General features: G+C 54.2%; 22 protein-coding genes. 10 read left to right on the forward strand and 12 right to left on the reverse strand.

Features of this window, described 5'->3' with window-relative positions; translation table 11 throughout:
* The first annotated feature begins 16 nt into the window (after nt 1-16).
* Complete coding sequence (locus KTT_RS34550) at nt 17-1051, forward strand: LacI family DNA-binding transcriptional regulator (protein WP_126602635.1); 1035 nt, start codon at nt 17-19, stop codon at nt 1049-1051.
* Nucleotides 1052-1079: 28 nt separating this feature from the next.
* The gene (gene add / locus KTT_RS34555) at nt 1080-2075 is read left to right on the forward strand and encodes an adenosine deaminase (protein WP_126602637.1); all 996 of its coding nucleotides are present in this window, start codon (nt 1080-1082) and stop codon (nt 2073-2075) included.
* A 62-nt stretch (nt 2076-2137) separates the two neighbouring features.
* On the opposite strand, the gene KTT_RS34560 is transcribed toward add, so the two are convergent.
* The 9 genes from KTT_RS34560 to KTT_RS34600 form a co-directional block, all read right to left on the reverse strand.
* Nucleotides 2138-2728 (reverse strand): hypothetical protein, encoded by a 591-nt coding sequence (locus KTT_RS34560; RefSeq protein ID WP_126602640.1) that lies wholly within the window; start codon nt 2726-2728, stop codon nt 2138-2140.
* Between the two features lie 205 nt (nt 2729-2933).
* Nucleotides 2934-3227, reverse strand: a complete 294-nt coding sequence (locus KTT_RS36360) for a GNAT family N-acetyltransferase (RefSeq protein WP_160146353.1) — start codon at nt 3225-3227, stop codon at nt 2934-2936.
* An 86-nt stretch (nt 3228-3313) separates the two neighbouring features.
* Complete coding sequence (locus KTT_RS34570; protein ID WP_126602644.1) at nt 3314-5767, reverse strand: TIM-barrel domain-containing protein; 2454 nt, start codon at nt 5765-5767, stop codon at nt 3314-3316.
* A gap of 43 nt (nt 5768-5810) precedes the next feature.
* Nucleotides 5811-6710, reverse strand: coding sequence for a carbohydrate ABC transporter permease (locus KTT_RS34575; RefSeq protein ID WP_126602646.1), 900 nt, complete (start codon nt 6708-6710; stop codon nt 5811-5813).
* 21 nt (nt 6711-6731) lie between these two features.
* Nucleotides 6732-7649 carry a carbohydrate ABC transporter permease gene (locus KTT_RS34580; RefSeq protein ID WP_126602648.1) on the reverse strand — a complete coding sequence of 306 codons (918 nt, stop codon included), beginning with the start codon at nt 7647-7649 and terminating at the stop codon, nt 6732-6734.
* Between the two features lie 135 nt (nt 7650-7784).
* Nucleotides 7785-9146: an ABC transporter substrate-binding protein gene (locus tag KTT_RS34585; protein WP_126602650.1), complete on the reverse strand. Its 1362-nt coding sequence runs from the start codon at nt 9144-9146 to the stop codon at nt 7785-7787.
* A gap of 84 nt (nt 9147-9230) precedes the next feature.
* Complete coding sequence (locus KTT_RS34590; protein WP_126602652.1) at nt 9231-9587, reverse strand: Rieske (2Fe-2S) protein; 357 nt, start codon at nt 9585-9587, stop codon at nt 9231-9233.
* A 17-nt stretch (nt 9588-9604) separates the two neighbouring features.
* A complete protein-coding gene (locus KTT_RS34595; RefSeq protein ID WP_126602654.1) occupies nt 9605-10696 on the reverse strand; it encodes an amidohydrolase family protein in 1092 nt (363 codons plus the stop codon).
* A 248-nt stretch (nt 10697-10944) separates the two neighbouring features.
* Complete coding sequence (locus tag KTT_RS34600) at nt 10945-11856, reverse strand: DUF2785 domain-containing protein (protein WP_126602656.1); 912 nt, start codon at nt 11854-11856, stop codon at nt 10945-10947.
* 382 nt (nt 11857-12238) lie between these two features.
* On the opposite strand from KTT_RS34600, the gene KTT_RS34605 reads away from it, so the two are divergent.
* The gene (locus tag KTT_RS34605; protein WP_160146354.1) at nt 12239-14287 is read left to right on the forward strand and encodes a beta-galactosidase; all 2049 of its coding nucleotides are present in this window, start codon (nt 12239-12241) and stop codon (nt 14285-14287) included.
* 98 nt (nt 14288-14385) lie between these two features.
* Here KTT_RS34605 and KTT_RS34610 read toward each other — a convergent pair whose 3' ends face one another.
* Nucleotides 14386-15324 carry a phosphotransferase gene (locus KTT_RS34610; protein WP_126602659.1) on the reverse strand — a complete coding sequence of 313 codons (939 nt, stop codon included), beginning with the start codon at nt 15322-15324 and terminating at the stop codon, nt 14386-14388.
* A gap of 391 nt (nt 15325-15715) precedes the next feature.
* Between KTT_RS34610 and KTT_RS34615 the strand changes: the two genes are divergently transcribed.
* Nucleotides 15716-16942 carry an MFS transporter gene (locus tag KTT_RS34615; protein WP_160146355.1) on the forward strand — a complete coding sequence of 409 codons (1227 nt, stop codon included), beginning with the start codon at nt 15716-15718 and terminating at the stop codon, nt 16940-16942.
* A 246-nt stretch (nt 16943-17188) separates the two neighbouring features.
* On the opposite strand, the gene KTT_RS34620 is transcribed toward KTT_RS34615, so the two are convergent.
* Entirely contained in the window at nt 17189-18013 is an 825-nt protein-coding gene (locus KTT_RS34620) for an aldo/keto reductase (RefSeq protein ID WP_126603357.1), read from the reverse strand.
* 355 nt (nt 18014-18368) lie between these two features.
* Here KTT_RS34620 and KTT_RS34625 point away from each other — a divergent pair, with 355 nt between their 5' ends.
* Together KTT_RS34625 and KTT_RS34630 are read left to right on the forward strand one after the other, a co-directional pair.
* Nucleotides 18369-18797, forward strand: a complete 429-nt coding sequence (locus KTT_RS34625) for a VOC family protein (protein WP_126602664.1) — start codon at nt 18369-18371, stop codon at nt 18795-18797.
* Between the two features lie 160 nt (nt 18798-18957).
* Entirely contained in the window at nt 18958-19302 is a 345-nt protein-coding gene (locus tag KTT_RS34630) for a hypothetical protein (RefSeq protein WP_126602666.1), read from the forward strand.
* Nucleotides 19303-19368: 66 nt separating this feature from the next.
* Here KTT_RS34630 and KTT_RS34635 read toward each other — a convergent pair whose 3' ends face one another.
* Complete coding sequence (locus tag KTT_RS34635; RefSeq protein ID WP_126602669.1) at nt 19369-20310, reverse strand: NADP-dependent oxidoreductase; 942 nt, start codon at nt 20308-20310, stop codon at nt 19369-19371.
* A 457-nt stretch (nt 20311-20767) separates the two neighbouring features.
* On the opposite strand from KTT_RS34635, the gene KTT_RS34640 reads away from it, so the two are divergent.
* The 4 genes from KTT_RS34640 to KTT_RS34655 all read left to right on the forward strand — a co-directional run bounded on the left by KTT_RS34640 (nt 20768) and on the right by KTT_RS34655 (nt 24109).
* Nucleotides 20768-21454: a VOC family protein gene (locus tag KTT_RS34640; protein WP_126602670.1), complete on the forward strand. Its 687-nt coding sequence runs from the start codon at nt 20768-20770 to the stop codon at nt 21452-21454.
* Between the two features lie 188 nt (nt 21455-21642).
* A complete protein-coding gene (locus KTT_RS34645; protein ID WP_174844818.1) occupies nt 21643-22788 on the forward strand; it encodes a 4Fe-4S dicluster domain-containing protein in 1146 nt (381 codons plus the stop codon).
* Between the two features lie 2 nt (nt 22789-22790).
* Entirely contained in the window at nt 22791-23261 is a 471-nt protein-coding gene (locus KTT_RS34650) for a cyclic nucleotide-binding domain-containing protein (RefSeq protein ID WP_126602672.1), read from the forward strand.
* Entirely contained in the window at nt 23261-24109 is an 849-nt protein-coding gene (locus KTT_RS34655; RefSeq protein WP_126602674.1) for an FAD/NAD(P)-binding protein, read from the forward strand. Before KTT_RS34650 ends, KTT_RS34655 begins: the two co-directional genes overlap by 1 nt.
* Nucleotide 24110 lies beyond the last annotated feature (1 nt).

Raw genomic sequence — 24110 nt, forward strand, 5'->3', positions numbered from 1 at the left:
GAAGCGAAAGGGTGTTATGGGAGAAGATCTGACCGATAGTGGATCGCGTGGCGTGCCGACCAGCGTAGATGTGGCGCGGCGGGCGGGGGTCTCGCAAGCCGCGGTCTCGCTTGTACTGGGGGGGAAGGCCGCTGGACGCGTGGGGAAGAAGAGCCAGGAGGCGATCCTGCGCGCGGCCAGAGAGTTGGGATACGCGCCCAATAGCGCGGCGCGTACGTTGCGATCGGGCCGTTCACAGGTGATTGCATTGGTGGTGCCCGATGTCAACAATCCTTTTTTCGCGGCTGTGTTTGAGGGAGCGGAGCGCGCGGCCAGAAAAGAGGGTTACTCGGTTATTTTGATTACTCTCAAGGATATTCAGGACTGGCAGCAGCTTATCAATGAAGCCTTCACGACGTACGCGGTCGAGGGGTGGGTGCTCTATACCATGCGCGTTCCTACCGCGCCATTGCAAGAATTGTTGCGCGATAAAGCCATTCTCGTTGACGGCTTCACCAATGAGATGCCCTCGCTTCTGCTCGATATCGAACATGGTATGACTGCTATGATGCAGCACCTTATCCAGCTGGGACACACACGCATTGCTCACCTGGCGGCCGCGCTTGATGATGAAACGTTTCTGCTGCGTCATCGCGTCTATCGAGAACAGCTCCAGCAGCACAAGATTCCCTATCGGGATGACTACCAGGTGCGGTCCGCTTTTACGCTGGAGTCCTCTTACCAGGCGGCGTATCAGTTGCTTACACTGCAGGATGCGCCTACCGCCATCGTGTGCGATAGTGATATGCTGGCGGCCGGTGTCTACCAGGCGGCTCATACCCTGCATCTCACCATTCCGGCAGATGTGTCGGTAACTGGTTTTGACGACAGCCTGGTGAGCCGCATCCTTGTGCCGCCGCTGACCACGGTTGCGATCCCTACAGAAACGCTGGGTGAGCAGACGATCGCCTTGCTGCTGAGCGTATTGGAAAAGAAACAGACGCCCCAGTTTGACTCGTTACCGCTATCGCTGGTAGTGCGAGGCTCTACGACAGCCATCGCAGATAAATAAGAAATTGTATTGCAAGGAATTATCCAGAATGAATATACAGGCCTATCCAAAAGTTGAACTTCACCATCACCTGGACTGCTCATTGAGCTATAAGGTGGTGCATGCCATCGATCCCACCGTCAGCGAAGAGATCTATCGTCGCGACTTCGCCGGTCCGGTGAAGTGCACCAATCTGGTGGATTTCCTGGGCCGTACCTCCAGGGGAATCGCACTTATGCAAACTCCAGAGCACTTACGCATGGTCGTTGCTGATGTGATGGATCAGCTCAAGTGCGACAATGTTCTCTACGCGGAACTTCGTTTTGCGCCTCTACTGCATACCCAGCAAGGTATGTCGCCCGAAGAGGTGGTGGAAGTCGTCAACGAGGCACTAACCAACGCCATCGCCACCACTGGTGTAGAAGCCCGGCTCATTTTGTGTACCCTACGCCATTTTGATGCCGACGAAAGCATGCATACAGTACGACTGGTCGAACAGTTTCAAGGCACCAACGTCGTCGGACTGGATATAGCGGGCGATGAGGCTGGCTATCCATTGGACGAACATATCGCGGCCTTTGAATATGCGGTCGAGCAGGGCATCTTTCGCACCGCGCACGCCGGTGAAGCCAGAGGGGCCGAGAGCGTTTGGGAAACCCTGGAATATCTGCAGCCAACGCGCATCGGTCATGGAGCCAGAAGCATCGAGGACTCAGCTCTGATTGAAAAGCTACGCGAGGAACAGATCCATCTTGAGCTCTGCCCCGCCTCCAACCTCCAGACCAATATGTATGACACCTATATCGATCATCCCATCAACCAACTCTACCAGCATGGTGTATCGATGAGCGTCAACACAGATAATCGCACCATTACCCCGGTCACTCTCAAGCAGGAGTATGAACACCTTCACCAGCATTTTCAGTGGGGCAAAGAACATTTTCTGCAATGCAACCTCCACGCCTTACAGGCCTCCTTCCTGCCTGAAGAAGCTAGATGCCGCCTGATTGAACGCTTGCAAGCGTTGTATGCAAACTGTGACTGAAGTCATGGCGAGGTTTGACAGGGAATCCGTCTTTAAGGCCAGGGATTGCTTACTTAGATGTGCTAGTCCGAACCGGGTGAATCCTGCATATATCCGCTTTTAACTCCTTCGAGAAAGTTCTTGAGGGTTTCCTCAGGATGCTCTGCAAAAAGAGAGATATTGCGAATCCATGTGCCGTAGCGTTGACCCAGTTCCGTCCAGTAACGAGCAGGCATCTCCAGAGGAAGAAGCCCTTCTAGTAAGAAATTAGACAGATTCTCCCTGACAATGGGAATTCCTGGCCTCTTTGGCAGATCCCATTTGGATGGTTCGTTGGATGGTCGCGTATTTTCATCAACATCATATCCCATTGCCACTATGTACCCTTCATATTCTTTTCCCCATAGCCGATAGACATGATATTGTGTAAATGACGAGTAACCTGAGGATTGGTAAATGGTATCCACCTGTTCTGGAAGCGCGTAATCCATCGTCAACCCCATGAATTCTGCGGGAAGTTGCACATAGAGAACCGACCAAAAGACCACATCAATACGGATACCCTTTGAATCCGGAGACCGGGAAGGGTTCCCTTGAAAGAGTAGCTGGTTAAATGAGGGTGTGTAGCCCCACAACTCAAAGTATCGCTGTGGGTAATCAATGAGAGCGGCCATGATTTCTCCTCTTGTGATGGTAGTGATACGCATGGCACTGCCACAGCGAACCAGAGAACAGCACGTGTGGCAATTGGTTGCTCTATGATAGAGGAAGTTCAGGCCAAACACACCGTCCCTTTGGGCGATGTGTTTTCCTTTGTTTTCAGGTATACTTGTTTTAGATGTACTTTTAGAGCACGTGAAGCACTCATTTCGTATGTGCTTATTGGTTTGTTTTGTCGATAAGAGGTTGGTATTCAGGGTGGTGCTGGATGTAGTTGGCGACGAATGGACATGATGGGATGATGGTCAGGTTTTCGGAGCGGGCATCTTCCAGGGCGGTATGGGCCAGGATGCTGCCGAGGCCGTGATGTTCGAGTTCGGATGGAACCTCGGTGTGCTGGTAGATGATGCGCTGCCCGTCGCGTTCATAGGTGAGTATCGCTAGCTGATTTTCGAGATGAATTTCGTAGCGCTGCTCGGCTGTGTTGTTGGTGACCTCTGGTTGCTTGCTCATGATCTCTCCTCCACGAAAATGTTTACCGTTGGTAACATTTTCGCGGAAGGTTTCATTCCCAGGCTCCAGGGGCATCGCAGCCATCTTTATGGTTGTTCTGATGAGACCGTCGCGCTGGCGCTGTGGGCGAGCCGGGTCTCGCTTATGCCACCATTGATGTGCCAGCGGATTGTCCAGTTGCAGGGACGCTGACCATCGATGGTGAGTTGCCATTGCTGGTCAACGAGTTGGCTTAGCTCTAAGCTGGTGGCGCTTCCCTGGTGGTCCCAGACGATAGAAGCTGTTGTTTCGGTTCCTGGATATACTTCGAGGGTAATATCATTGGGGACGTTTGAGCCGATAAACTGTATCTCGGGTCCCAGCGGGAGAATGCTGCCCGCTTTAACATAGAGCGGGATGGTATCCAGCGGCGCCTGGCGTGTGATGTAGCGGCCGCCAGTGAGGCGTTCGTCGGTCCAGAAGTCGATCCATTCACCCTGTGGCAGGTAGAGATTGCGCGCGACTGGTTCCCTGTCCTCGCTGAAGATAGGCGCGACCAGCAGGCTATCGCCGAGCATATAGCTATCGTCGATCAGGGCCGTGCCGGGATCGTTGGGAAACTCAAGCAGGAGTGGACGCAGCATCGGCAATCCTGCTTTATGTGTCTGCCAGGCCAGGCTGTAGAGGTAGGGATTGAGACGTATACGTAAACGTGCGTAGCGCTTAAAGTTCGCCAATGCCTCCTCACCGAACTCCCAGGGCTCACGAGGCGTGGTGCCATGGGCACGCGTGAGGGGAGAGAGCATGCCGAACTGCGTCCAACGTATGTAAAGTTCGGGAGATGGCGATGGACCGTAGAAGCCACCGATGTCGTGGGACCAGATGCCAGGTGCGCTGAGGGCGTAGCTCAATCCTCCGCGCAGAGTGGTGCGCATCGACCAGGCATCGGTTTTGGGATCGCCACCCCACTGGGCTGGATGGCGCTGAATGCCCGCCCAGCCCGAGCGTCCCCAGATCATTCCCGGCTGGCCGTTCTCCTCCAGAATGACCTCGTGGACCGCTTCATTGTAGAGCAGGGGATAGAGGTTATGCAGGGTTGCCCCATCCATGCCATTGTGTGCTCTGGCCTCGCGCGGTACCGCCTCGCCAAAGTCGGTTTTAAAGCAGGCGACTCCTGCCTGTAGCAGGGGGCGATGCAGGTCCTGCCACCATGAGCGTGCCGCTGGATTGGTGAAGTCGAGGATGGCGCGGACATTGCCATCGGCGGGTGGTGATCCGAAATCGCCGCTGATCGGTTCGCCAGAGGCATCCTTCAAGAAGTAGCCTGCATCCTTTGCTTCCTGAAAGCGCCGGGCATGCGACGAGACATAGGGCAGCTCCCACAGCGAGATCTTAAAGCCCTGCTGATCAAGCTGCCGAATCATCTCGGGCAGATCGGGGAAGTTCTCGTCGCTGGGCACAAAGTCACAGGAGAGATTGGGGCGCTCAAGCCAGGCCGGATCAAGGTGGAGCACATCGCAGGGGACCTCTTCTTCGCGCAGGCGCCTGGCGACCTCCTCGACCTCCGCTCGATTCTGGTAGCGGCAGCGCGAGAGCCAGACGCCGAAGGCCCAGCGCGGAATCATCGTGGCGCGCCCGGTCAGCATGGTATATCCAGTCAGGATAGATTTTGGAGTCTCACCAAAGATCACATACAGGTCCAGCACCTCTTCGCTGACCTGGACGCGGGCAGATCGGCCCGATGTCGTACCCAGGCGCAGCTGGACCGCTGTGGGCGTGTGAAAGAAGAGTCCATAGTGCTCAGAGGAGAGCAGGAAGGGGATATTCTTGTAGGCCGCGTCTGTGGTTGTCCCCCAGGCATCCTGCGTCCACAGCGTCAGGTTGCGACCGCGCTGATCGAAGCCATTGAAGCGCTCACCCAGGCCATAGAGATGTTCATCGGGGGCCAGACTCCAGGTCCAGTACGCCTCTGGTTTCTCATCAGCAGAGGTGGTGGCGATGCCGGGAGGAGGAGTACACAGCAGACCATGTACATCCCGATCATCGGTAGCCGTTGACCAGCTATAGTGGCTATCCTGCTGCGTGATAGAGAAGGCGAACGGATCACGCTGCAATCTGAAGCGCAAGCCTGCCAACGTGACAACGACCGTCTCCGCCTCCGCCTCTATCCCAGGTGGAGAGGAGAGCGGCGCGGCCGCAACGCTGTCGGGCTGTAGCATGGCGAATTCTCTTGGTTGCTCCAACTGCGTAGGAGGCCCGAGACGCAGGCGCACGCATGATGGTGAGATCACCTCGATACGCAGGGCCAGATCCTCCTCAATATGCTTCTCGAATGGCAGGATATCCGGTGGCCGATTGGGCACATTAGTAGACGTTATCTGATCTGACAGCGACTCATTGCTCAGGATGATGGGGCGCAGATCATCGCCTAGATTGCGAAACGGAATCGTACCCAGTGTAGCCTGGAATCCCCCCTCAATCGCGCTGACCGTGCCAAGCTGGCGGGCAAACTTACCGTCGGTCTGCAATAGACGCTGAATCAACTGAGAAGGAAGCTGCATATTTTTCTCCCGGTAATAAAAGATCTAAAAATGACAAAATATATTAACCTTTGAGCGCGCCTGCGGTCAAGCCGGAGACCACGCGCCGTTCCAACAACATGATCAGGATAACCAGTGGGATTACCGATAAGACTGTGGCCGCCGAGAGAATGGCGAAGTTGGTCGTAAACTCTGTCTGGCTGATGGTGACGATGCCGACTGGCAGCGTATACGTTTTGGTGCTGGTATAGTTGAGGGCGAACAGGTATTCATTCCAGTTGCCGACAAAGACAATGATAGCGGTGGCGAACAGTCCAGGGACGGTCACGGGCAAGATGATCTGAATAAACGCCCGAAAGCGCGACAGGCCATCGACGATGGCAGCCTCCTCAAGCTCCATGGGAACATCCTGGAAGAAGGCCATCAGGATCAGTACCGCCAGTGGTAGGCCAAAGACAGAATAAGGTAAGATCAGGCCTGGCAGCGTATTCAACAGGTGCAGGCTATGTAAAATCTGGTAGATGGGGATAACCTGGACCAGCGGCGGGAAGAGTGAGAAGAAGAGTACCACTAATAGGATAATACCCTTCCAGCGGAAGTGTAGTCGCGCAAAGGCGTAGGCTGCCAGAGTTGCCAGCACCATTGTGATGAGCATCGAAACGCTGGCCGTAATGATGCTATTGACGTAATAGCGGCCGATCTCACCTTGCAGAGCCTCTACATAGCTGCCGAGCGTCGGATGTGCTGGTAGCAGGGGCGCCGGAACCGCTGTGGTCTCTTCTGGCGTCATCAAAGAGGTTGCCAGAGCCCAGAGCATAGGAAAGAACTGGATCAGCAGAATGAGCGCAGAGATTACGAAGATAATCGTACTGGTCAGAAAGAACAGGGGCCTGCGCGGCGACTTTATTCTTGCCAAACCGGGCTGTGCCTGATGCTGGTGTTCTGCTTGTAGTGTCTGTGCCATAGATTACAATCCTTCCAACATTTAGCTTACACCGGGACGATACAGGGTACGTAGGTAGACAACGATAAAGGCAAAGGTAATCAGCATCAGCACGATCGCGATATTGGAACCATAAGGGAAATCGCCGAACTGCTGAATCTGCAGGTTGATGTAGAGTCCCAGGTTCTGCGTTGCGGTGCCAGGCGCTCCGTTGGTGAAGGCGCTGATCAGGTCAAAGGCCTGCAGTGACTCGATGGTACGCAGTACCAGCGTCACCACCAGGGTTGGGCGCACTAATGGCAGCGTGACGCGCCATAGCGCCTGCCAGGAGGACGACCCATCCACGCGCGCAGCCTCGATCGTCTCCTCCGGCACTGCCTGCAGGCCGGCCAGCACCAGTAGCGCCACCAGCGAATTGGCCTTCCAGATCGCCAGTACATAGATCAGGGTGACCGCCAGCGGAGCAGAGCCAAGCCAGTTAATCAGGTGCGCATGATCAATGATATGGAACCGAAGTAGCAGGCTGTTCACCAATCCATATTGATCATTAAAGATATAAGCCCAGATGACCGAATTGGTCGCGGTTGGAATGGCCCATGGCAGCAGGATTGCCGTGCGTACCAGCCAGCGACCGCGAAACTTCATATTCGCGAACAACGCCAGTGCCGTGCCAAAGATCATTTGTCCCGTCACCGTAATCAAGCTGAAGAGCAGAGAGAATCTCAGAGCACTCCAGAACTGAGCATCATGGGCCATGCGGACATACCCATCCAGCCCGGCCAGAGACATACCCAGTCCGAATGAGCCGCCCTTGTGGAACGAATACCAGATGGTGCTTAGCGCTGGATAGACGCCCATCGCCAGCAGTGCGATCAGGACCGGAGCCAGCATCGCCCATGCCAGCCGCTCCTCCCGACGTTCCAGCATACTCCTCTTCGCGCGTGAACGAACTACCGCCATAGGTTGCAATCCTTTCCCTCTGTATGTACTGCAGTGGGGTTCACAGAGGTGATAATCCCCTGTGAGGGTCCAGGAGAGACTCCCGGACCCCGGTTTGGGAAATGTTCAAAAGTTCGGGATGACTGATCAGAGCTATCAGGCCAGGGACGCAACCTGCGATTGCACGCCATGCAGCGCGTCGGCCGCCGACTGCTGATTGCTGAGAACGCCGTTGATGGCGGCCTGCAGTGGAGTCGTAAACTGGTTATACGTTTTCAACTGCGGGCGATTGTGACCACTATTGAGAATCGTTGCCAGGTCTTTGAACTGCGGATGTTTGCTTTGTAGCGTTGGATCGCTGACCACATCGGGGCGTGTCGAGACCAGCCCGGCGTTCTGCGCCAGCGAGGTCTGCGTCTCCTTGCTGAGCAAGAAGTCAATAAAGGCCCATGACTCATCTTTATATTTTGAATTGGCGTTGATGGCCAGCACCCAGCCGCCCGTGCAGCCTTGTCCCTTGCCACCATTGAGGGCCAGTGTGGGCGCGATGCCCACCTTGCCGGCTACCTTTGAGTTTTTAGGATTGTTGGCCAGAGCATAGGCAAAGGTCCAGTTACGCATGAAGGGAGCCTGCCCATTGTTGAACAGGTTGAGGATATCGTTTGGCGCGTACGTATTGGTACCGGTCGGAGACAGCTTCTTATTGTAGATCAGGTCGTGCATATATTGGAGGGCATCGATGCTGGAAGCATCATCAATCTTCAGGCTGCCCGGATTGCCGATGTTGCCCCCCGCGCCCCATAGGAACTCCAGCCACTCATCGACGATGGCCTCAATTTTCTTGCCTGGCATTAGATAGCCATACTGAATACCATTGGCCTTCTCTCCGGCCAGGATCTTGGTCGCCATGGCCTCCATATCCGCCCGCGTCTGCGGTACCTGACCGCCATACTTCTGAACGAGGTCGGTACGGTAGTAGAGCAGGCCGATGTCCAGGTAGCGCTGGATGCCATAGATCTTGCCATCGATCTTTGCCACGTTGGCTGCGCTGGGATAGAACTGCTTCAAATAATCAGCGGAGGCATACTTATCGAGGGGCTCCAGCCAGCTAGAGCTGGCGAACTGGGCTGGCCATGTCACATCGATATGGACGACGTCGGGCACCTCGGACTGGGCTCGGAAAGCGCTGACAAATTTGTTGTACTGGTCGGTTGCCACTGGTGGCAACTGTTGATACTCGACCTTGATCTTGCCCTTGTGCAGATCGTTGAAGCGGGCGATCTCGGCCGCCTGTTCACCGGTCTGATCGTTCAGCGCCGCGTACTGAATCGTGACCGGGCCATTAGGTTTAGCTGAAGAAGAACTATCGTCACCGCACGCGGCCAGCAAAGGACCGAGCATGGTCGCGCCTACGCCGGCCTTCACACCATTGCCGAGGAGCGTACGGCGTGTCAGCTTCTGCGCTGAAATAGGGTCTGTCGCGTGAGCGTTTATGGGCTGCTGAGGAAGGTTTCCCATAAATGATATCCGCCTTTCCTTGTGCCAGGAGATTCTGGCTACCAGAGAAATGATAAAGAAATAATGAAGCAATAATGGAGATAATTAAATCTCCAGGTAGAGTTCGTGGTTATCAATCTTGACAGGATAGGTGCGTACCCGGTACTTATCGGGTTCGGTCAGGCAGGCGCCCGTTGTGACGTCGAAGGTAAAGCCATGCCAGGGGCAGCGAATAATTTCACCGGCCCGTGCAATGCAGAATTCCTCGCCGGGCTGGGTGGCCTCGGTTAGCCCTATCAGCAAGCCCTCGCTAAGAGGGCTCCGCTGATGGGGGCAGATGCCATAGATGGCATAGAACTCATCCTGCTCACTATGGACCACCACAACTGGAATATTCTTGACGGTATAGCTACGTTTTTCCCCACGCGGCACATCGGCCACGCGGCAAACATGGTACTGCATCTTCTTGAACTCCCCTTCTAGTCCTCAAAGCCAAAGAGCTCGCGCGCATTATCATAGAAGATCTTCTGCCGCAGATCGGCGGGCAGGCCGCGCGGCACAGACTCCTCGGGCGAATCGAAGTCCCAGTGTGGATAGTCGGTGGCGAAGACCAGCAGCTTATCGGTCTCTAGCATCTCATGCAGGCGCAGCCAGTTTTCGACACTGGTATCCTCGGTCGGTTGCGTTGAGAACTTCACGCGTTCACGAATATATTTCGAGGGGAGCTGTTTGACCCAGGGCACCTCAAGGTGGAGAGAGCGATAGTTCTGGTCCATGCGCCAGAGCAGATGAGGGAGCCAGCTATAGCCGCTCTCCAGCACGCAGAAGCGCAGGGTGGGGAACTTATCAAAGATGCCATTGACGACCAGGCTGGTCAGCGTCGCCATGGCGCCCTGTGGCACATTGATATGCCACTCGATATAGTAGCGTCCTTTGCCCAGCGCGCTCTCCACTGCGCCTGTGTGGTGGAAGGTCACCACCAGGTTATGGCGGGCGGCAGCTTCAAAGATAGGGTGGTAGAAAGGATCACCATAGGACCACTGTCCAATCGGCAGCAGGACCTGCACAAAGCGGGGATCATCGCCCAGGCGATCGATCTCGCGCGCCGCCGCCTGAGGATCTTGCGGAGCCAGATGGATGCTGGAGCGTAAACGAGGATCGTGAGCCAGCCAGTGATCGCTTACAAAATTATTGTAAGCATGAGCTAGCGCGGTCGCGAACTCAAACTGCATTGGCATTACCGCTGGCATGAATTGTCCGGTTAAGACGCCGTACTTGATGGGATAGAGGTCCAGCACCTGCTTGCGCAGCAGTTCCAGGCTTGATCCTGCTGGTGCGCCATCAGCTGGCTGAGAATCGCCACGATTCACGCCATGGCTGGCCCAGTGCACGTGCGGATTACCGGTGCCCTGCCAGGCTCCATTGGTAATCAGGCCGCGCCATGGCTCTTTTAGATAAGGTACCAGGTCGGTCCATCTGGTAAATGTCTCATGGATATCAGTATCGATCATTGGACCGGTGTACTTTGATCCACCAGTGGATTGACGGTTAGAGGTATTCGTTGTCGTCATTGCTTCGAATCCTTTCACTCAAAACGTCTTCACTCTCTATTGTACCCTAAAAGGCTCTACAATGTTAGGAGCTCGGAACGTCTTCTGCTCGTCTTGTTGTCCAGACAGAAAAAGTAATTTAGGCATGTTGAGCATTGCGGATAACAACTTTTATGTAGATAAAGTTGATTTACTTAGTCAACATATATTGTTCCTCTTATAGTAACGCTTATTGACAGCGTTGTAAAGGGTTAGACGGCCTTGAGGAGCTATGCCAGGTCTTCGGTATGGATATCGGGGTCAAGGATTTTGATTACATCGGCCGAGAAGAAGCCCGGATCGAGCCGGTTGAGCGTCTGCCTGATCGTTTCGACCAGCTCTGGTACACCGCGCATCTTATAGCCAGTGATGGTCAGTTGAAAGAACAGGGCATGCAGGAACAGTTTTGTATTGTGGTAGGCATTGATATCGGGGGGCTGCGCGAAGCGTACCGTGTTTTCCCAGTGCATGCGCTCCTCTACCTGAGACATCTGTCGCCCCCACCAGGACCAGAAGGTAGGAGAGAGGATATCACGTGTCAGGGTGGCGATAACGACCAGCGCCAGGCGTTCCTCCTCGAGTGTCATATAGCCATAATCGGTCGGCAGCGTCACGCGCTCAGCGAGGGCGGCCATCATGCGTTTAAGTTCCGTATCGCCGAGATGACGGTTACGGGCGAGCACGCCCAGCAGATCACCTGCGTGGGCCAGTGCGTGCAGCCAGCCCTTGCCGGTGACGTAGCCGCGCAGATCCTGCTCGCCCACCAGGTAGCTGATGGCCTGTTCCAGGATGCCGTGCACCTCGCTCCTGGCCAGAAAAGGATGGCTGTTATCGTATTTGAGGATGTCCGAGAGGGTCAGAGCCGAGAATGAGCGCAGCAGCACCATATCGTCTCCCTGCTTGCCTAGATCGTACCGCATATTCTCAGCCAACTGCATAACCATTGAGCGCAGCTGTGTGTGGGTATACAGGCCCTCTTGAATCCAGTTTTCGAGTGTGGAGTAGATATAGTAATCGCGCAACTCAGGATCGGGATCGCCCAGCAGGCTTAGTAACTCCGGCGTTAGCTGCTCAACGCTATAGTCTGCTGGTAGTTGGAAATGATTAAGCGCAATCGAGCGCCAGAATGCTTTATCCATCATAAACCTTCACTTTATACTTCTATGTCCGCCGGGGGCCAGAGAGCTATGCATTCCCGTTGACCGCCAGGCAGACAATAATTTCTCATGTACGAGGCCATTTTATCTTTGCCAGCAGACAGAGACAAGGTCTTTACTGCTTCTGCCACTCACTTGATGCTGCCAGATTTGTATTTACCGCTTATACTAAAAAAAATGCTATTCATCGGAGACAGGTCGTTGTTGGTGAAACGGGGGCGCCCGTGCACGGGGCCGCTGTGCGGCACAGCCGGGGCAAGCCTGGCACCTACGGATAATCTTGCGAGGTCAGAACAGACGAGGGACATTTTCGAGGGCGGAGGAGTAATCGGACGCGAGGTCCGAACATATGTTGGAGGGTGGAGTTATGGGGTACTATCAAGCGGAGCGGCGAGGAGGCAGGCTCAGGTTTCCAGCGGCTTTCTTTGGGGGTGATTATAATCCAGAGCAGTGGATGGGGGATAAGAACTGGCGCGAGATCTGGCAGGAGGATATGCGCCTGATGTGTAAGGCTGGCGTGAATCTGGTTTCGCTGGGAATCTTTAGCTGGGCGGCGCTGCAGCCAGCTGAGGATCGCTTTACCTTTGAGTGGTTGGACGACATCCTTGAGATGCTGGCGGAACAGCAGATCGAGGTTTGCCTGGGGACCGCTACGGCGGCCCAACCGGCCTGGTTGTCGGCGGCCTATCCCGATGTCCTGCCGGTGGATGAGAAGGGGATGCGGCATAAGCCCGGCGTGCGCCTCAACTACTGTCCCACCAATGAGGATTTTCGCCGCCTGGGCCAGGATCTGGTGCGCAGGCTGGCTGAACGCTATGGAGATCATCGCGCGCTGCGGCTGTGGCATGTCAGCAACGAATATGGCCCGACCTGCTACTGTGAGCATTGCGCAATGCGTTTCCGCGACTGGCTGAAGTTGCGCTATGGTCGGCTGGAAGAGCTCAATCGCTGCTGGATTACTGCTATCTGGAGCCGTACTTACACCGACTGGGAGCAGGTGCAGCCACCCAGCAGCATCGGCGAGTATAGCCTGCCAGCTCTACAGATTGACTATCAACGCTTCCTGTCAGATATGAACCTCGAAGGGTATCTGGGTGAGGTTGCTATACTGCGTGAGGTCACGCCGCATGTGCCGGTGATGACCAACTTCCATGGTCTGACGCGCTACATCGACTATTTTGCCTGGGCGCCGCACCAGGATATTATCAGCTGGGATTCGTATCCGCGTCACAACGCCACCCCTGATATGGCCGCCTTCCATTATGATCTTATGCGCAGTCTGAAGCCCAGACAGCCATGGCTGTTGCTGGAGCAGACCCCTAGCCAGGTTCAATGGCACCAGGAGAATCCGCTCAAGCGTCCAGGTGTGATGCGCTTGCAGAGCTACCAGGCGCTGGCGCACGGCTCAAACTCCGTAATGTTCTTTCAGTGGCGCCAGGCGCGTGGTGGCCGCGAGATGTATCACGGCGCCATCGTCAGCCATGCCGGTCATGAGCACACACGTGTCTTCCAGGAGGTGGCGCAGCTGGGCGCGGAGCTCAAGCTGTTTGAGTCCGCCTTATTGGAGACGCACATGCAGGCGCGTGTCGCACTGATGATGAGCTGGCCCAACTGGTGGACAGTCGAGAATCGCCACACGCCCAGCCGTTACTTCAACTATATCGCGGAACTGCAGCACTACTACAGAGCTCTATGGCAGCGCAACATCGCCGTCGACATTATCTCCCCCGACCAGTCATTGGATAGTTACCAGCTGGTGATCGCGCCCCTGTTAAACATGGTAAGCGAGGAGCAGGGGGCGGCCATCGAGCAGTATGTCAAAGAGGGAGGAACCTTCTTGACCACCTACTTCAGCGGCATGGTCGATGAGAACCATCGCGCCTGGCTGGGCGGCTATCCTGGACCTCTGCGACGCACCCTTGGCATCTGGGTTGAGGAGTTTGATCCGCTCCCCCTGGGAACGACGAATACTTTGTTTTGCCTGCAAGAGACCGATGATTGGCGTGGCAGCTATAGCTGTGAGCAATGGTGCGATATCGTGCATCTAGAAGGGGCGCAGGCGCTCGCCGTCTTTGGACAGGATTTTTATGCTGGCCGGCCCGCCATTACCGAATTTCACCATGGCCTGGGTCAGTCATTCTATGTCGCCACCCGGCCAGACGCGGCGGGCTTAGATATGCTGTTGAACATGCTGCAGAGCCGTCTTGGACTGAGTGCGCCGCTGCTGGTTCCACCCGGCGTTGAGGTCACATGTCGTGAAGGCAGACTGACCACCTACTTCCTGCTCAATCACCTGCCCGAGACACAGATGATCATGTTGCCGGAACCCATGCGCGATGTCCTTACCCGGCGCGTCTATGAACAGGAAATACAACTCCCTCCCCTTGGTGTCGCCATCCTTATCCCTGCGTATTAAAGATAAAGAAGAATATCACGTAGTTGGCCAGGATGGCGTCTCCCGACGTCGAGGGTGGGCGTGAGCGTCCACCCTCGACGCCAGCTTCCTGTGATCGGCTAGATCAGTGAGGATAAGCGGATATCTGGCAGGCCATATTTCCAGTACAGCAGATTGGTCTCAACCATCTTCTCACCTGGATGGTATTGTTCCCAGTTGAGCATGGTCCAGAGTGGCTGCGTCAGACCCGTATGGGTGAATGCCGCATCCAGATGCGCCAGTTCGTAGTCCGAAAAGAGGCGTACGCTCTGGTAGCCAGAGAAGAGGGCTTGAAACAGCTCGGGATCAAAGCAGGCCCAGAGATCAGAGCCCTCGGGTGCATCCACAAAGCAGAATCCCAGCACCGTCATGGCAAAGTCCATGATGGCCGCGCCCACACCGATCTCTTGCCAATCCACAAAAGCAACCAGCCGGTCGCCATCAAACAGGCAATTGGTCGTATCCAGGTCACCATGGACGATGCTTTGTGGAAAGGTCTCAGGTCGAAAATCGCTTAGTGAATGAACGATGCGCAAGGTCTGTTGCAGACGATCAGGTCCATAGAGCTGAACAGCGCTCTGTAGACACCGTGTTAGATAGCTCGCGTCCAGCCAGTGAGGCTTAGCGGGCAAGTTCTGGCCGGGAATAAGATGGAGTCTGGCTAGTTGGGCGCCAATGGCTCGACTAACCACCTGTGATGGCTGGGGCATGGATCCAGGTAGCCGGGTCAGTACGACCGCGTCGCAATCGGGGCTATGATAGAACTGGCTGCCATCGGGCGCCGATAGGTAGTATGCGCTGGCGGTGAACTGATATTCCTGCAAGCGCTGTAAAAATGGCAGGCCATCTAATACCTCTTGCAAGGGAGAGTTTACGATCATTTTGAAGAGATAGCCGCCAGATGGTGTGCTCACCAGATAATTGTCATTGGTGCCGCCGGTGCGCTCAAAGTCCATGATAGGCCCTAATGCAAAGTGCGTGGCGATAGCGGTTAGCTTCTCTTCTAATGTGCGTGGCATCTTTTTTCCTCCTCGTGTTTATCAAGCTGATAGTGGTTGCCAGGTATCGTTCATTTTTGTATCATAAGCGTTTTCCAAAGAAACATTGATGTGCTATAATTGTATGACGAAAGGAATTTATTGTAATCTCCAGCCGAGAGGCATTTTCATATGCAAGGCGCCAAATAAAGTGAATTGATCGCGCCCGATGTTGTATATGTGGCCTCTCTTGTGGGTATTCTACCCCTTTCCTCTGGCTTCCCAGGGCACAATGTGACGCGGGAAGCATGTGAAATCTAAACAGCTGCATTCATTTTGTGGAATGCCCTTTTTTAGAGAAGAGGAGCTGGCAAGCTGCCGAACAGGTATGCTACCAGCTCCTCTTCTTTTTTTGTTTGTCAGGAGGAATTTCATGTATAGATGGAAGGACCAGCTGGGCTTGCCAGAGACGCAGGGACGGTATGGTTTTTTACTGGTATTGGTCATCGATGCTCTGGGAGCGGGATTGTTTATACCGCTCTCAATCCTCTATTTTCAGGTCACGACTGACCTTCCCTTGCCGATTATCGGGCTGACCCTGACCTGCGCGACCGTCTGCGCGCTGCCGGTATCGCTGATTACTGGTAGCCTGGTAGATCGTTTTGGGGCGCGACGGATAACCGCCATCAGTCAGTTGATCCAGGCGATTGGCTTTCTGGGCTATCTCTTTGTGCATACGGTACCTGTCTTTTTCATCATGGCTCTGCTGGTTACGGCTGGTGGGAGGATCTTTTTCGCGGCCAGCGCGTCGCTCATCGTTGATATTGCTACACCCCGTGAACTGGCCCGCTGGTTCGGACTGGTCGGAGTCATACGCAATGTCGGGCTGGGGATCGGTGGTTTGCTAGCGGGCATTGTACTGGCAACGCATAATCCAGACATCTACCATCTGCTGATTGGCGCAAGTTCCCTCTGTTATCTGCTGGCGGCTAGCCTGTTGCTGCGTTTGTCAGAGCCAGGGCACCTACAGTATGAGCAGGTAGAGAAGGTGCCGTATACATCCATTCTACGGCATCGCCAGTTCATCTTCTTTCTGATCAGCAGCATCTCTTTTCCTCTCTGCTCGATGATGCTGGCAACGGCCTTCCCAGTCTATGTAACTGAGGCCGTGCACGCTCCTGACTGGCTGCCGGGTCCGGCTTTGCTGCTCAATTCACTGCTGGTGATCGGCTGTCAAACCTTTATGGTGCGTTTAATGGAGCCATTCCGCCGTACCAGAACCCTTGGATTGGCTGCTCTTATGTGGGGGATCTCGTGTGGTTGCTTTGCCCTGGCGCTATTTATACCTTCTTTCCTGGTGGTTCCTTATCTGTTTCTGGTGGTGGCTATTCATACCCTGGCATCCATATTGTATGGACCAACCACCAGTTCGCTGGTCGCCGACCTTGGTCCTGTGGCCCTGCGTGGACGTTACCTGGCAACGTATGAGTTCTCATGGGGGATCGCCAGTGCATTGACCCCGGCCCTGTTCTCGAATCTCTATGTCGTGACACCATCGTTGCCGTGGCTCTTCCTGGCGGTACTGGTATCTGTGTCAGGAATGAGCCTGCTCTGGCTTGAGCGACGATTGCCTGCACAGGTAGTGTGGGGCAAAAAGTAGGACGGTATATAGCTGCTGAGCATGCACGCCTTCTCCCACCCGGACTCTCCGCATGTGCGAGTCCACGCCAAATTTCTCTGTTGTTGCATCGGACGCCCATGTGCGGGTGCACGCCAGCTTCCCAGTGTTGGTGCATCGGGTGCGCTAATGCGCACCCGATGCACCAACACAAAAAACAAAGGCGGCCGCGTATGCGGCCGCCCGAACGGGGGCGCTCACGTCCCCCAGAAAAAGTATGTCTGACACCTAAAAATTAAAGTTATCTGGATCGGCGCCGGTGCGCTCATTGCGGTTCAGACCATCCAGGCGCTGCACGTCTTCGTCGGAGAGTGTGAAGTCAAACACGTTGGTGTTCTCACGGATACGCTCGGTGTGGATCGACTTCGGGATGGTCACGATGCCATGCTGCAGATCCCAGCGCAGGATGATTTGTGCCGGTGACTTGTGGTATTTGCTGGCCAGCTCGTCTAGCAATGGAAGGTGATGCTTGCCCGCGATCAGGGGACTCCAGGCCTCGACCTGGATACCTTTCTGCTGGCAGAAGTTGCGCAGCTCAACCTGGCTGAGCAGTGGATGCAGTTCGATCTGGTTGACGGCTGGCACCACTTCGCTGTTCTCCAGCAGGTCATTGAGGTGGTGAACATGGAAGTTACTGACGCCGATCGCGCGTACGTGTCCATCGCGGTACAGCTTCTCCATGGCCTTCCAGGTATCCTTATATTTGCCCTTGACCGGCCAGTGGATCAGGTACAGGTCGATCACGTCAAGGCCCAGCTTCTTGCGGCTCTCGTCGAAGGCGCGCAATGTCGTATCGTAGCCCTGATTAGAGTTCCATACTTTTGTGGTGACAAAAAGCTCATCGCGCGATACGCCGCTCTGCTTGATAGCGGTGCCCACACCGGTCTCATTGCCATACGCGGCCGCCGTATCAATCGAGCGATAGCCGGTCTCCAGCGCATCGCGTACCGCGTTGATGACCTCGTCACCCTCTTTAGTCTGGAAGACACCAAAGCCAAGCCATGGCATCTGAACACCGTTATTCAGTTTTGTTGTATCCGTGATATGTTGAATATTGGTCAAAAGTCTGATCCTCCTGAAATTTTATAGGGGAGAGACAAGTCTGTTGAAGAGCACACAAATACTCCGACATTGTCCATTTCTATTTTTTCAATGTGTCTTACTCTTGTACAAGCATTTTTCTCATAGTATTTATCCCCAGCTATATATGAATACGAGCCAGAATGCGTTCTGGAGACAGTAGAGAAGGAAGGCTTCTTTCCGTGAATACAAGATAAATATGATTAATGTCTTGCTTTCCAGCCCGATAATGTGTATAAATAAATGGTCAATTGCTTGACAGGAGTATTTTTTCGTGTTCAACTCATAGAAGAGAAGATATTCATGTCGATTAGAAAGGACCATCATAATGCTGACTGGTATCGGGCATCTCGCATTTTACATTTCCGATCTTGAGAAGTCACTGGACTTTTATTGTCAGAAACTGGGCCTGAAAGAGGCCTTCAGACTTGACCGTGAAGGTACACCATCGCCCTGGATCGTATATCTTCAGGTTTCGCCGGGCAATTTTATTGAGCTCTTTCCTGGTGGCGCCGGCGAGAATCGCCCGCGTGGCCAGAACGTTGGTTATAATCATCTCTGCCTGCTGGTCGATGATATGGCGGCAACCCTGCAGGAGCTTAAAGGCCGGGGCGTAGAGATTACCGGTGAAGCCAAACAAGGTATAGATCATAATCTGCAGTACTGGCTTAATGATCCCGATGGCAATGCCATCGAACTGATGCAGATCGTCAGCGATTCGCCGCATGCGCAGGCCGATGCGCGCTGGCGGGCCTGATTTGTGATGTCGCGGGTAGCAGTGACAATTGCTGATGGTGCATGAAAACGCGCGGGAATGCATACATCTTGTCCTCTATCGATGGTCGGTGAGCGTGTAGGGCTTAGGCGATCGAGTTTGTGAAGCGTGCTCGTGAAGATCTTTCACAGGAGGCCTGCTGATGTATTTAGAAGATATCCTCAGCGTATGCTTGCAGGGACTCAACAGCCGCTATCCCGACCATGTCATTGATATCAACCTGGAGATCATGACCCTGACTGATATTGATGCCAAAGGATGGAAAGCGGATGAGTTGATCAAGCATCTCAACGAGAAGGCGCCCCACTTTCTACAGAAGATGGCGCGTATGATCGTAGATAGCTGTGAAACGGTTATCTACCTGCTGGACATCTCGGAAGAGACGCCAGCCCTCTGGCTCCACTGTCAGGGAAAACTGCCGCCCTGCCATGAACATTCCAGAAAGGCACAAAAAGTCGGACAGCAAAATATGATTGCGAATCTGTGAAATAGCTGTTATGGAGGCAAGGCCGGATGTGCGTAGTTCTCTACACACGCCCGGCCTTGCCTGTGTTTACTGCTGGTTGGCGACTTTGAGCACGATGCGTCCACGACCATGGCCGGTCTTGCTGCGCTGATGCGCCTGAGCCGCTTCAGCGAGCGGATAGGTAGCTTCAAGCTCGACCTTCAACTTGCCCTCTTGTATCAACTTCGCGAAGGTCTCCAGGAGATCATGCGAAACCTGGGCAGAAAAGCGCTCAACGCGCGCATTTTTCTCCTTTGCCTGCGCCTCCTCCGGCTGGCCCGCGATCGTCACCAGGGTGCCACCATTTTTCAGCGCCTTGAGCGATGAAGCCAGGGTTGGAGCGCCCACAGTATCAAAGACCAGGTCCGCATCGTGCACGGCCTGTTCGACCGGCTCGGAAGTATAGTCAATAACCCTATCGGCACCCAGCGAGCGCACAAAGTCAACGTTTGAGCTTGAGGTGGTGGCGATGACACGAGCGCCCTTCCAGTGAGCAAACTGGACCGCGAACAGGCCAACGCCACCGGAGGCACCCTGGACCAGGACGGTCTGTCCAGGTTGCAGATCGCCATGGTCGAACAGACCCTGCCACGCGGTCGTCGCGCCCACTGGGATGGCCGCGGCCTCTTCAAAGCTGAGCGTGTCAGGTTTCAATGCCAGGGTATTGATTGAAGCGGGAATATATTCTGTGTAGCCACCTTTAGCGCTCTGTCCAAAGACCGCCTGTCCCTTCTGGAACGCCGTTACTCCGGGTCCCACTTCCTCGATGATGCCCGCGATGTCGCGGCCAGGGATGTATGGGAACTGCACCGGCCAGAAGTCCTTCATCCAGCCTTCGGTAATCTTCCAATCGACCGGATTTACTCCGACCGCATAAACGCGTACGAGCACCTCATCAGTCTGGGGATCGGGAATCTGCGTCTGCTCAAGCTTAAGCTCTTCCGGACCGCCATAATTGTGAATACGTATTGCCTGTGCTTGTTTAGCCATAACAGATGAACTCCTTTTACTTTTCCTGCAAACTCTCTTTTTGACACGTATGTGTATTTCGTTGGTAACTTCTATCTGATGTGTATGAAATACATGAGTGGGTATCTTTGCGTCTATATGTGTGTCTGACTCTCATGATGATGGCCTGCGACCTGCATCGGTTTTCGCACCTGCTGCGCAGCAGACGCCCGTGCGGGGGCGCTCACGTGCCCCCATGGTGATGAGTGTCAGGCACGTTCTATGAGAATACCTGGAGCCATACTGTTGCATAACGCCAGGACTTTTTGCCATGCCTCGGCAGGGAGATCAGGGTGGCAATGGCGATGAACTGGCCGTTTGTACAGGAGGATCTCTGTCTTTTGAACAATGTCACCGTCGAGCGGGTGAGAGATACTATTGTAAATAAGGGGGCTGAAGAGAGAGGTTAACATAAGAATAAGATGGAAGGATAAAATGCATGTATATTCAAGAACTTACCATACAGACTCAGAAGCTGAGCGAGCAGAAAGCTTTTTATAGTACCGTGCTGGAGTTACCTATCGTCGCTGAGACGGCGACCTCCTTTACGGTTCAGGCTGGCACGACCCGGCTCACCCTGCTGCAGACACAGCAAGAGGTGCTCTATCATATGGCCTTTACGATTCCGCGCAACAAGTTTCAGCAGGCCAAGGACTGGATTGCGCAACGCATACCACTTTTGCCGTTAAAGACGGGTGAAGATGAAATCTTCTTTTCCGGCCTCGATGCACGTTCATTCTACTTTGGGGATGCTGATAATAACATCCTGGAATACATGGTACATAACGGTCTGGAGCACGAAACACCGGGAGCATTTGGGCCGCAAGATGTTCTGCGCGTGAGTGAGATAGGCTTGCCGGTAGAGGATGTACCGGCCATGGCTACGCAATTGGAGCAGCAGCAAGGGATCGTCTCTTATCCTGCGCCGAACCAGATCTCCAGCGATTTTGCCTATCTGGGCGACATTTTTGGTCAACTGGTAGTGGTAAAAACCGGACGTCCCTGGTTGCCTACCGAAACGGTAACGGCCATTGTCTCGCCGGTGCAGGCTGTCATCAGCGGTCAGCGTGAAGAGCAGATCCAGTCCTCATTCTATCCCTACACCATTACTGTGCATGCCGCATAAGAGCGCCTCTTCATGGGCGCTCTCCCCTTTTCTCTTTCAAAAAAAGAATGATAAACAAGCAAGGTGTATTCCAATGTATTTATGAGAGCGTGTAAGCAATAAGAGCGATTCAATGCTCAAATTGTTGACTTTCTTGTATGATCTTCTCGTGAAAACCTGTTGATAGCGGGCCGGACAGGAGGCATAGTATGTACTCCTCACCATCCATCAATGATCAGTTGATCATGCGATGTGAGCAATTAGAGCAATTGCTTATTGCTTTGCGACACAGGGGATATGAGGTCGTCGGTCCCACTGTACACAACGAGGCCATTGTCTATAATGTGCTGACCTCAATAAACGATCTCCCCAGGGGTTATACAGACGAGCAGGATGGTGGTGTCTATCGGCTCAAGCGGCGCAATGATGATGCCTTCTTTGGTTATGCCGTTGGCCCGCATTCGTGGAAGCAGTTTCTGCATCCTTCCATCACACGCCTGTGGCGTGCGCAGCGTGACGAGCAGGGTATTCATATAGCTGTGAGTGATGATGATAGCCATAGATATGCTTTTATCGGTGTACGCTCCTGTGAGTTGCACGCCATTGCCATTCAGGATCGTGTGTTTTTGCAGGATGCCTATATCGATCCAATCTACCAGGAGCGCAGAAAGGATCTTTTTATTGTCGCCCTCAATTGCGGGCAGGCTGGTGGAACCTGCTTTTGTACCTCAATGCAGACGGGCCCGCGCGCAACTACTGGCTATGATCTGGCACTGACAGAGATCATAGATGCACACAACCACTTCTTTGTCGTTCAGATTGGAAGTGAAGCGGGCGCAGACATAATGCATGCTCTAGAGTGTCAACCGGCAGGGGATGAAGAGATCGCACGGGCCGAGCAGGTAGTAGAGCAGACGGCCCGCTCGATGGGACGCCAGATGCCAACCTCTCCGCAGGGCATCAAAGATCTGTTGGCGCGCAACCTGGAGCATTCACGTTGGGATGACGTGGCTCAACGCTGCTTGAGTTGCACCAACTGCACCATGGTTTGTCCGACCTGTTTTTGCACCACTATAGAGGATACTACCGATCTGGCGGATAAAGAGACCGAGCGCGTACGCAAGTGGGACTCATGCTTTAACGTGGACTTCTCGTATCTGTATGGAGGTAGCGTACGTACTTCGTCCAAATCACGCTATCGGCAGTGGATGACGCATAAGCTCTCAACGTGGTTCGACCAGTTTGGCTCATCTGGTTGTGTCGGTTGTGGCCGCTGCATTACCTGGTGTCCAGTGGGTATCGACATCACGGAAGAGGCATGCGCCATCTATGACAGCGAGCAAAAGGAGTCCTAGCCATGCCAACGTGTGAACAGATCCTGATTGCCCATCCTTTTTTCAAAGATCTGCCCCTGTACTATCTCCATCAACTGGCCGCCCTGGCCACGCCGGTTGAGTATGAGCCCAATCAGTATATCTTTCATGAAGGTCAGCCAGCCGAATATTTCTATGTGATTATCGAGGGCAAAGTTGCGCTGGAGACCTTTGCGGCCGATCGCGGCGCTCTCTCCATCGAGACCATCGAGGCGGGCGAGGTATTGGGCTGGTCATGGTTATTCGAGCCGTATTGCTGGCATTTTAGTGCCCATGTTATCGAGAAGGTCAAGGCCATTGCGCTGCATGGAGCATCTCTGCGTTACATGTGCGAGAACGACAATGTTTTTGGATATCGACTCGTCAAGCGGGTAGCATATATCGTTATGCGGAGGCTACAAACAACGCGCCTGCAACTGCTTGATATTTACCAGACCGGGGCGGGAGGTAGTTGATGATACTGACAGACAAAATTGATCCTATACCTATGCTACCACGCTGGTATCGTATCCGGCGCAGGCAGGATGAGCTTCCCAATATTGTGACCTTTGAGCTTGAGGAGGCGGACAATAGCAACCGGCTTCTTTTCTCGTGCGGGCAGTTCAATATGCTATATGTGTTTGGGGTGGGTGAAATACCGATCTCGATCAGCGGCGATCCGGATCATCCGGAGCAGATGGTTCATACTATTCGCGCGGTTGGTAACGTTTCAAACGCACTCTGCGGGATGCAACCGGGAGCCGTGCTTGGGGTGCGTGGCCCCTTTGGACGTCCCTGGCCGCTTGATCAGGCCGAGGGCAAAGATCTGTTGTTGATAGCCGGTGGTTTGGGACTCGCGCCGTTGCGCTCTGTCATGCATTACGTTAGTGCTCACCGCCAAAACTTTGGCCGCGTGACACTGCTCTATGGTGCGCGCACGCCTGAGGACATTCTCTATCGCGTGGACTGTGAACGCTGGCGTGCCCGACTGGACCTGGATGTTGTCGTAACGGTCGATCGGGCCAGTGAGCGCTGGCGCGGCAGTGTTGGTGTCGTTCCTAAATTGATCGGGCGCGCCTTTTTTGAACCGCTGAACACACTGGCGTTTGTCTGCGGGCCAGAGATCATGATGCGCTTTGTCGTCAATGAGTTAGAGAGATGTGGTGTCCCATGCGAACAGATATATATATCGATGGAGCGTAACATGAAGTGTGCCATTGGCCATTGTGGACACTGCCAGTATGGTCCCACCTTTGTTTGCAAGGATGGGCCGGTGCTGTCCTACATACGGGTGCGAGACCTACTATTTAAACGGGAGATCTAAG

The organism is Dictyobacter aurantiacus (assembly GCF_003967515.1).
GTDB lineage: Bacteria > Chloroflexota > Ktedonobacteria > Ktedonobacterales > Ktedonobacteraceae > Dictyobacter > Dictyobacter aurantiacus.

What these genes read in the sequence shown, in the direction of transcription:
- KTT_RS34550 (WP_126602635.1), top strand. Translation starts at nt 17, where the DNA reads ATGGGAGAAGATCTGACCGATAGTGGATCGCGTGGCGTGCCGACCAGC.
- add (WP_126602637.1), top strand. Translation starts at nt 1,080, where the DNA reads ATGAATATACAGGCCTATCCAAAAGTTGAACTTCACCATCACCTGGAC.
- KTT_RS34560 (WP_126602640.1), bottom strand. Translation starts at nt 2,728, where the DNA reads ATGGCCGCTCTCATTGATTACCCACAGCGATACTTTGAGTTGTGGGGC.
- KTT_RS36360 (WP_160146353.1), bottom strand. Translation starts at nt 3,227, where the DNA reads ATGAGCAAGCAACCAGAGGTCACCAACAACACAGCCGAGCAGCGCTAC.
- KTT_RS34570 (WP_126602644.1), bottom strand. Translation starts at nt 5,767, where the DNA reads ATGCAGCTTCCTTCTCAGTTGATTCAGCGTCTATTGCAGACCGACGGT.
- KTT_RS34575 (WP_126602646.1), bottom strand. Translation starts at nt 6,710, where the DNA reads ATGGCACAGACACTACAAGCAGAACACCAGCATCAGGCACAGCCCGGT.
- KTT_RS34580 (WP_126602648.1), bottom strand. Translation starts at nt 7,649, where the DNA reads ATGGCGGTAGTTCGTTCACGCGCGAAGAGGAGTATGCTGGAACGTCGG.
- KTT_RS34585 (WP_126602650.1), bottom strand. Translation starts at nt 9,146, where the DNA reads ATGGGAAACCTTCCTCAGCAGCCCATAAACGCTCACGCGACAGACCCT.
- KTT_RS34590 (WP_126602652.1), bottom strand. Translation starts at nt 9,587, where the DNA reads ATGCAGTACCATGTTTGCCGCGTGGCCGATGTGCCGCGTGGGGAAAAA.
- KTT_RS34595 (WP_126602654.1), bottom strand. Translation starts at nt 10,696, where the DNA reads ATGACGACAACGAATACCTCTAACCGTCAATCCACTGGTGGATCAAAG.
- KTT_RS34600 (WP_126602656.1), bottom strand. Translation starts at nt 11,856, where the DNA reads ATGATGGATAAAGCATTCTGGCGCTCGATTGCGCTTAATCATTTCCAA.
- KTT_RS34605 (WP_160146354.1), top strand. Translation starts at nt 12,239, where the DNA reads ATGGGGTACTATCAAGCGGAGCGGCGAGGAGGCAGGCTCAGGTTTCCA.
- KTT_RS34610 (WP_126602659.1), bottom strand. Translation starts at nt 15,324, where the DNA reads ATGCCACGCACATTAGAAGAGAAGCTAACCGCTATCGCCACGCACTTT.
- KTT_RS34615 (WP_160146355.1), top strand. Translation starts at nt 15,716, where the DNA reads ATGTATAGATGGAAGGACCAGCTGGGCTTGCCAGAGACGCAGGGACGG.
- KTT_RS34625 (WP_126602664.1), top strand. Translation starts at nt 18,369, where the DNA reads ATGCTGACTGGTATCGGGCATCTCGCATTTTACATTTCCGATCTTGAG.
- KTT_RS34630 (WP_126602666.1), top strand. Translation starts at nt 18,958, where the DNA reads ATGTATTTAGAAGATATCCTCAGCGTATGCTTGCAGGGACTCAACAGC.
- KTT_RS34635 (WP_126602669.1), bottom strand. Translation starts at nt 20,310, where the DNA reads ATGGCTAAACAAGCACAGGCAATACGTATTCACAATTATGGCGGTCCG.
- KTT_RS34640 (WP_126602670.1), top strand. Translation starts at nt 20,768, where the DNA reads ATGTATATTCAAGAACTTACCATACAGACTCAGAAGCTGAGCGAGCAG.
- KTT_RS34645 (WP_174844818.1), top strand. Translation starts at nt 21,643, where the DNA reads ATGTACTCCTCACCATCCATCAATGATCAGTTGATCATGCGATGTGAG.
- KTT_RS34650 (WP_126602672.1), top strand. Translation starts at nt 22,791, where the DNA reads ATGCCAACGTGTGAACAGATCCTGATTGCCCATCCTTTTTTCAAAGAT.
- KTT_RS34655 (WP_126602674.1), top strand. Translation starts at nt 23,261, where the DNA reads ATGATACTGACAGACAAAATTGATCCTATACCTATGCTACCACGCTGG.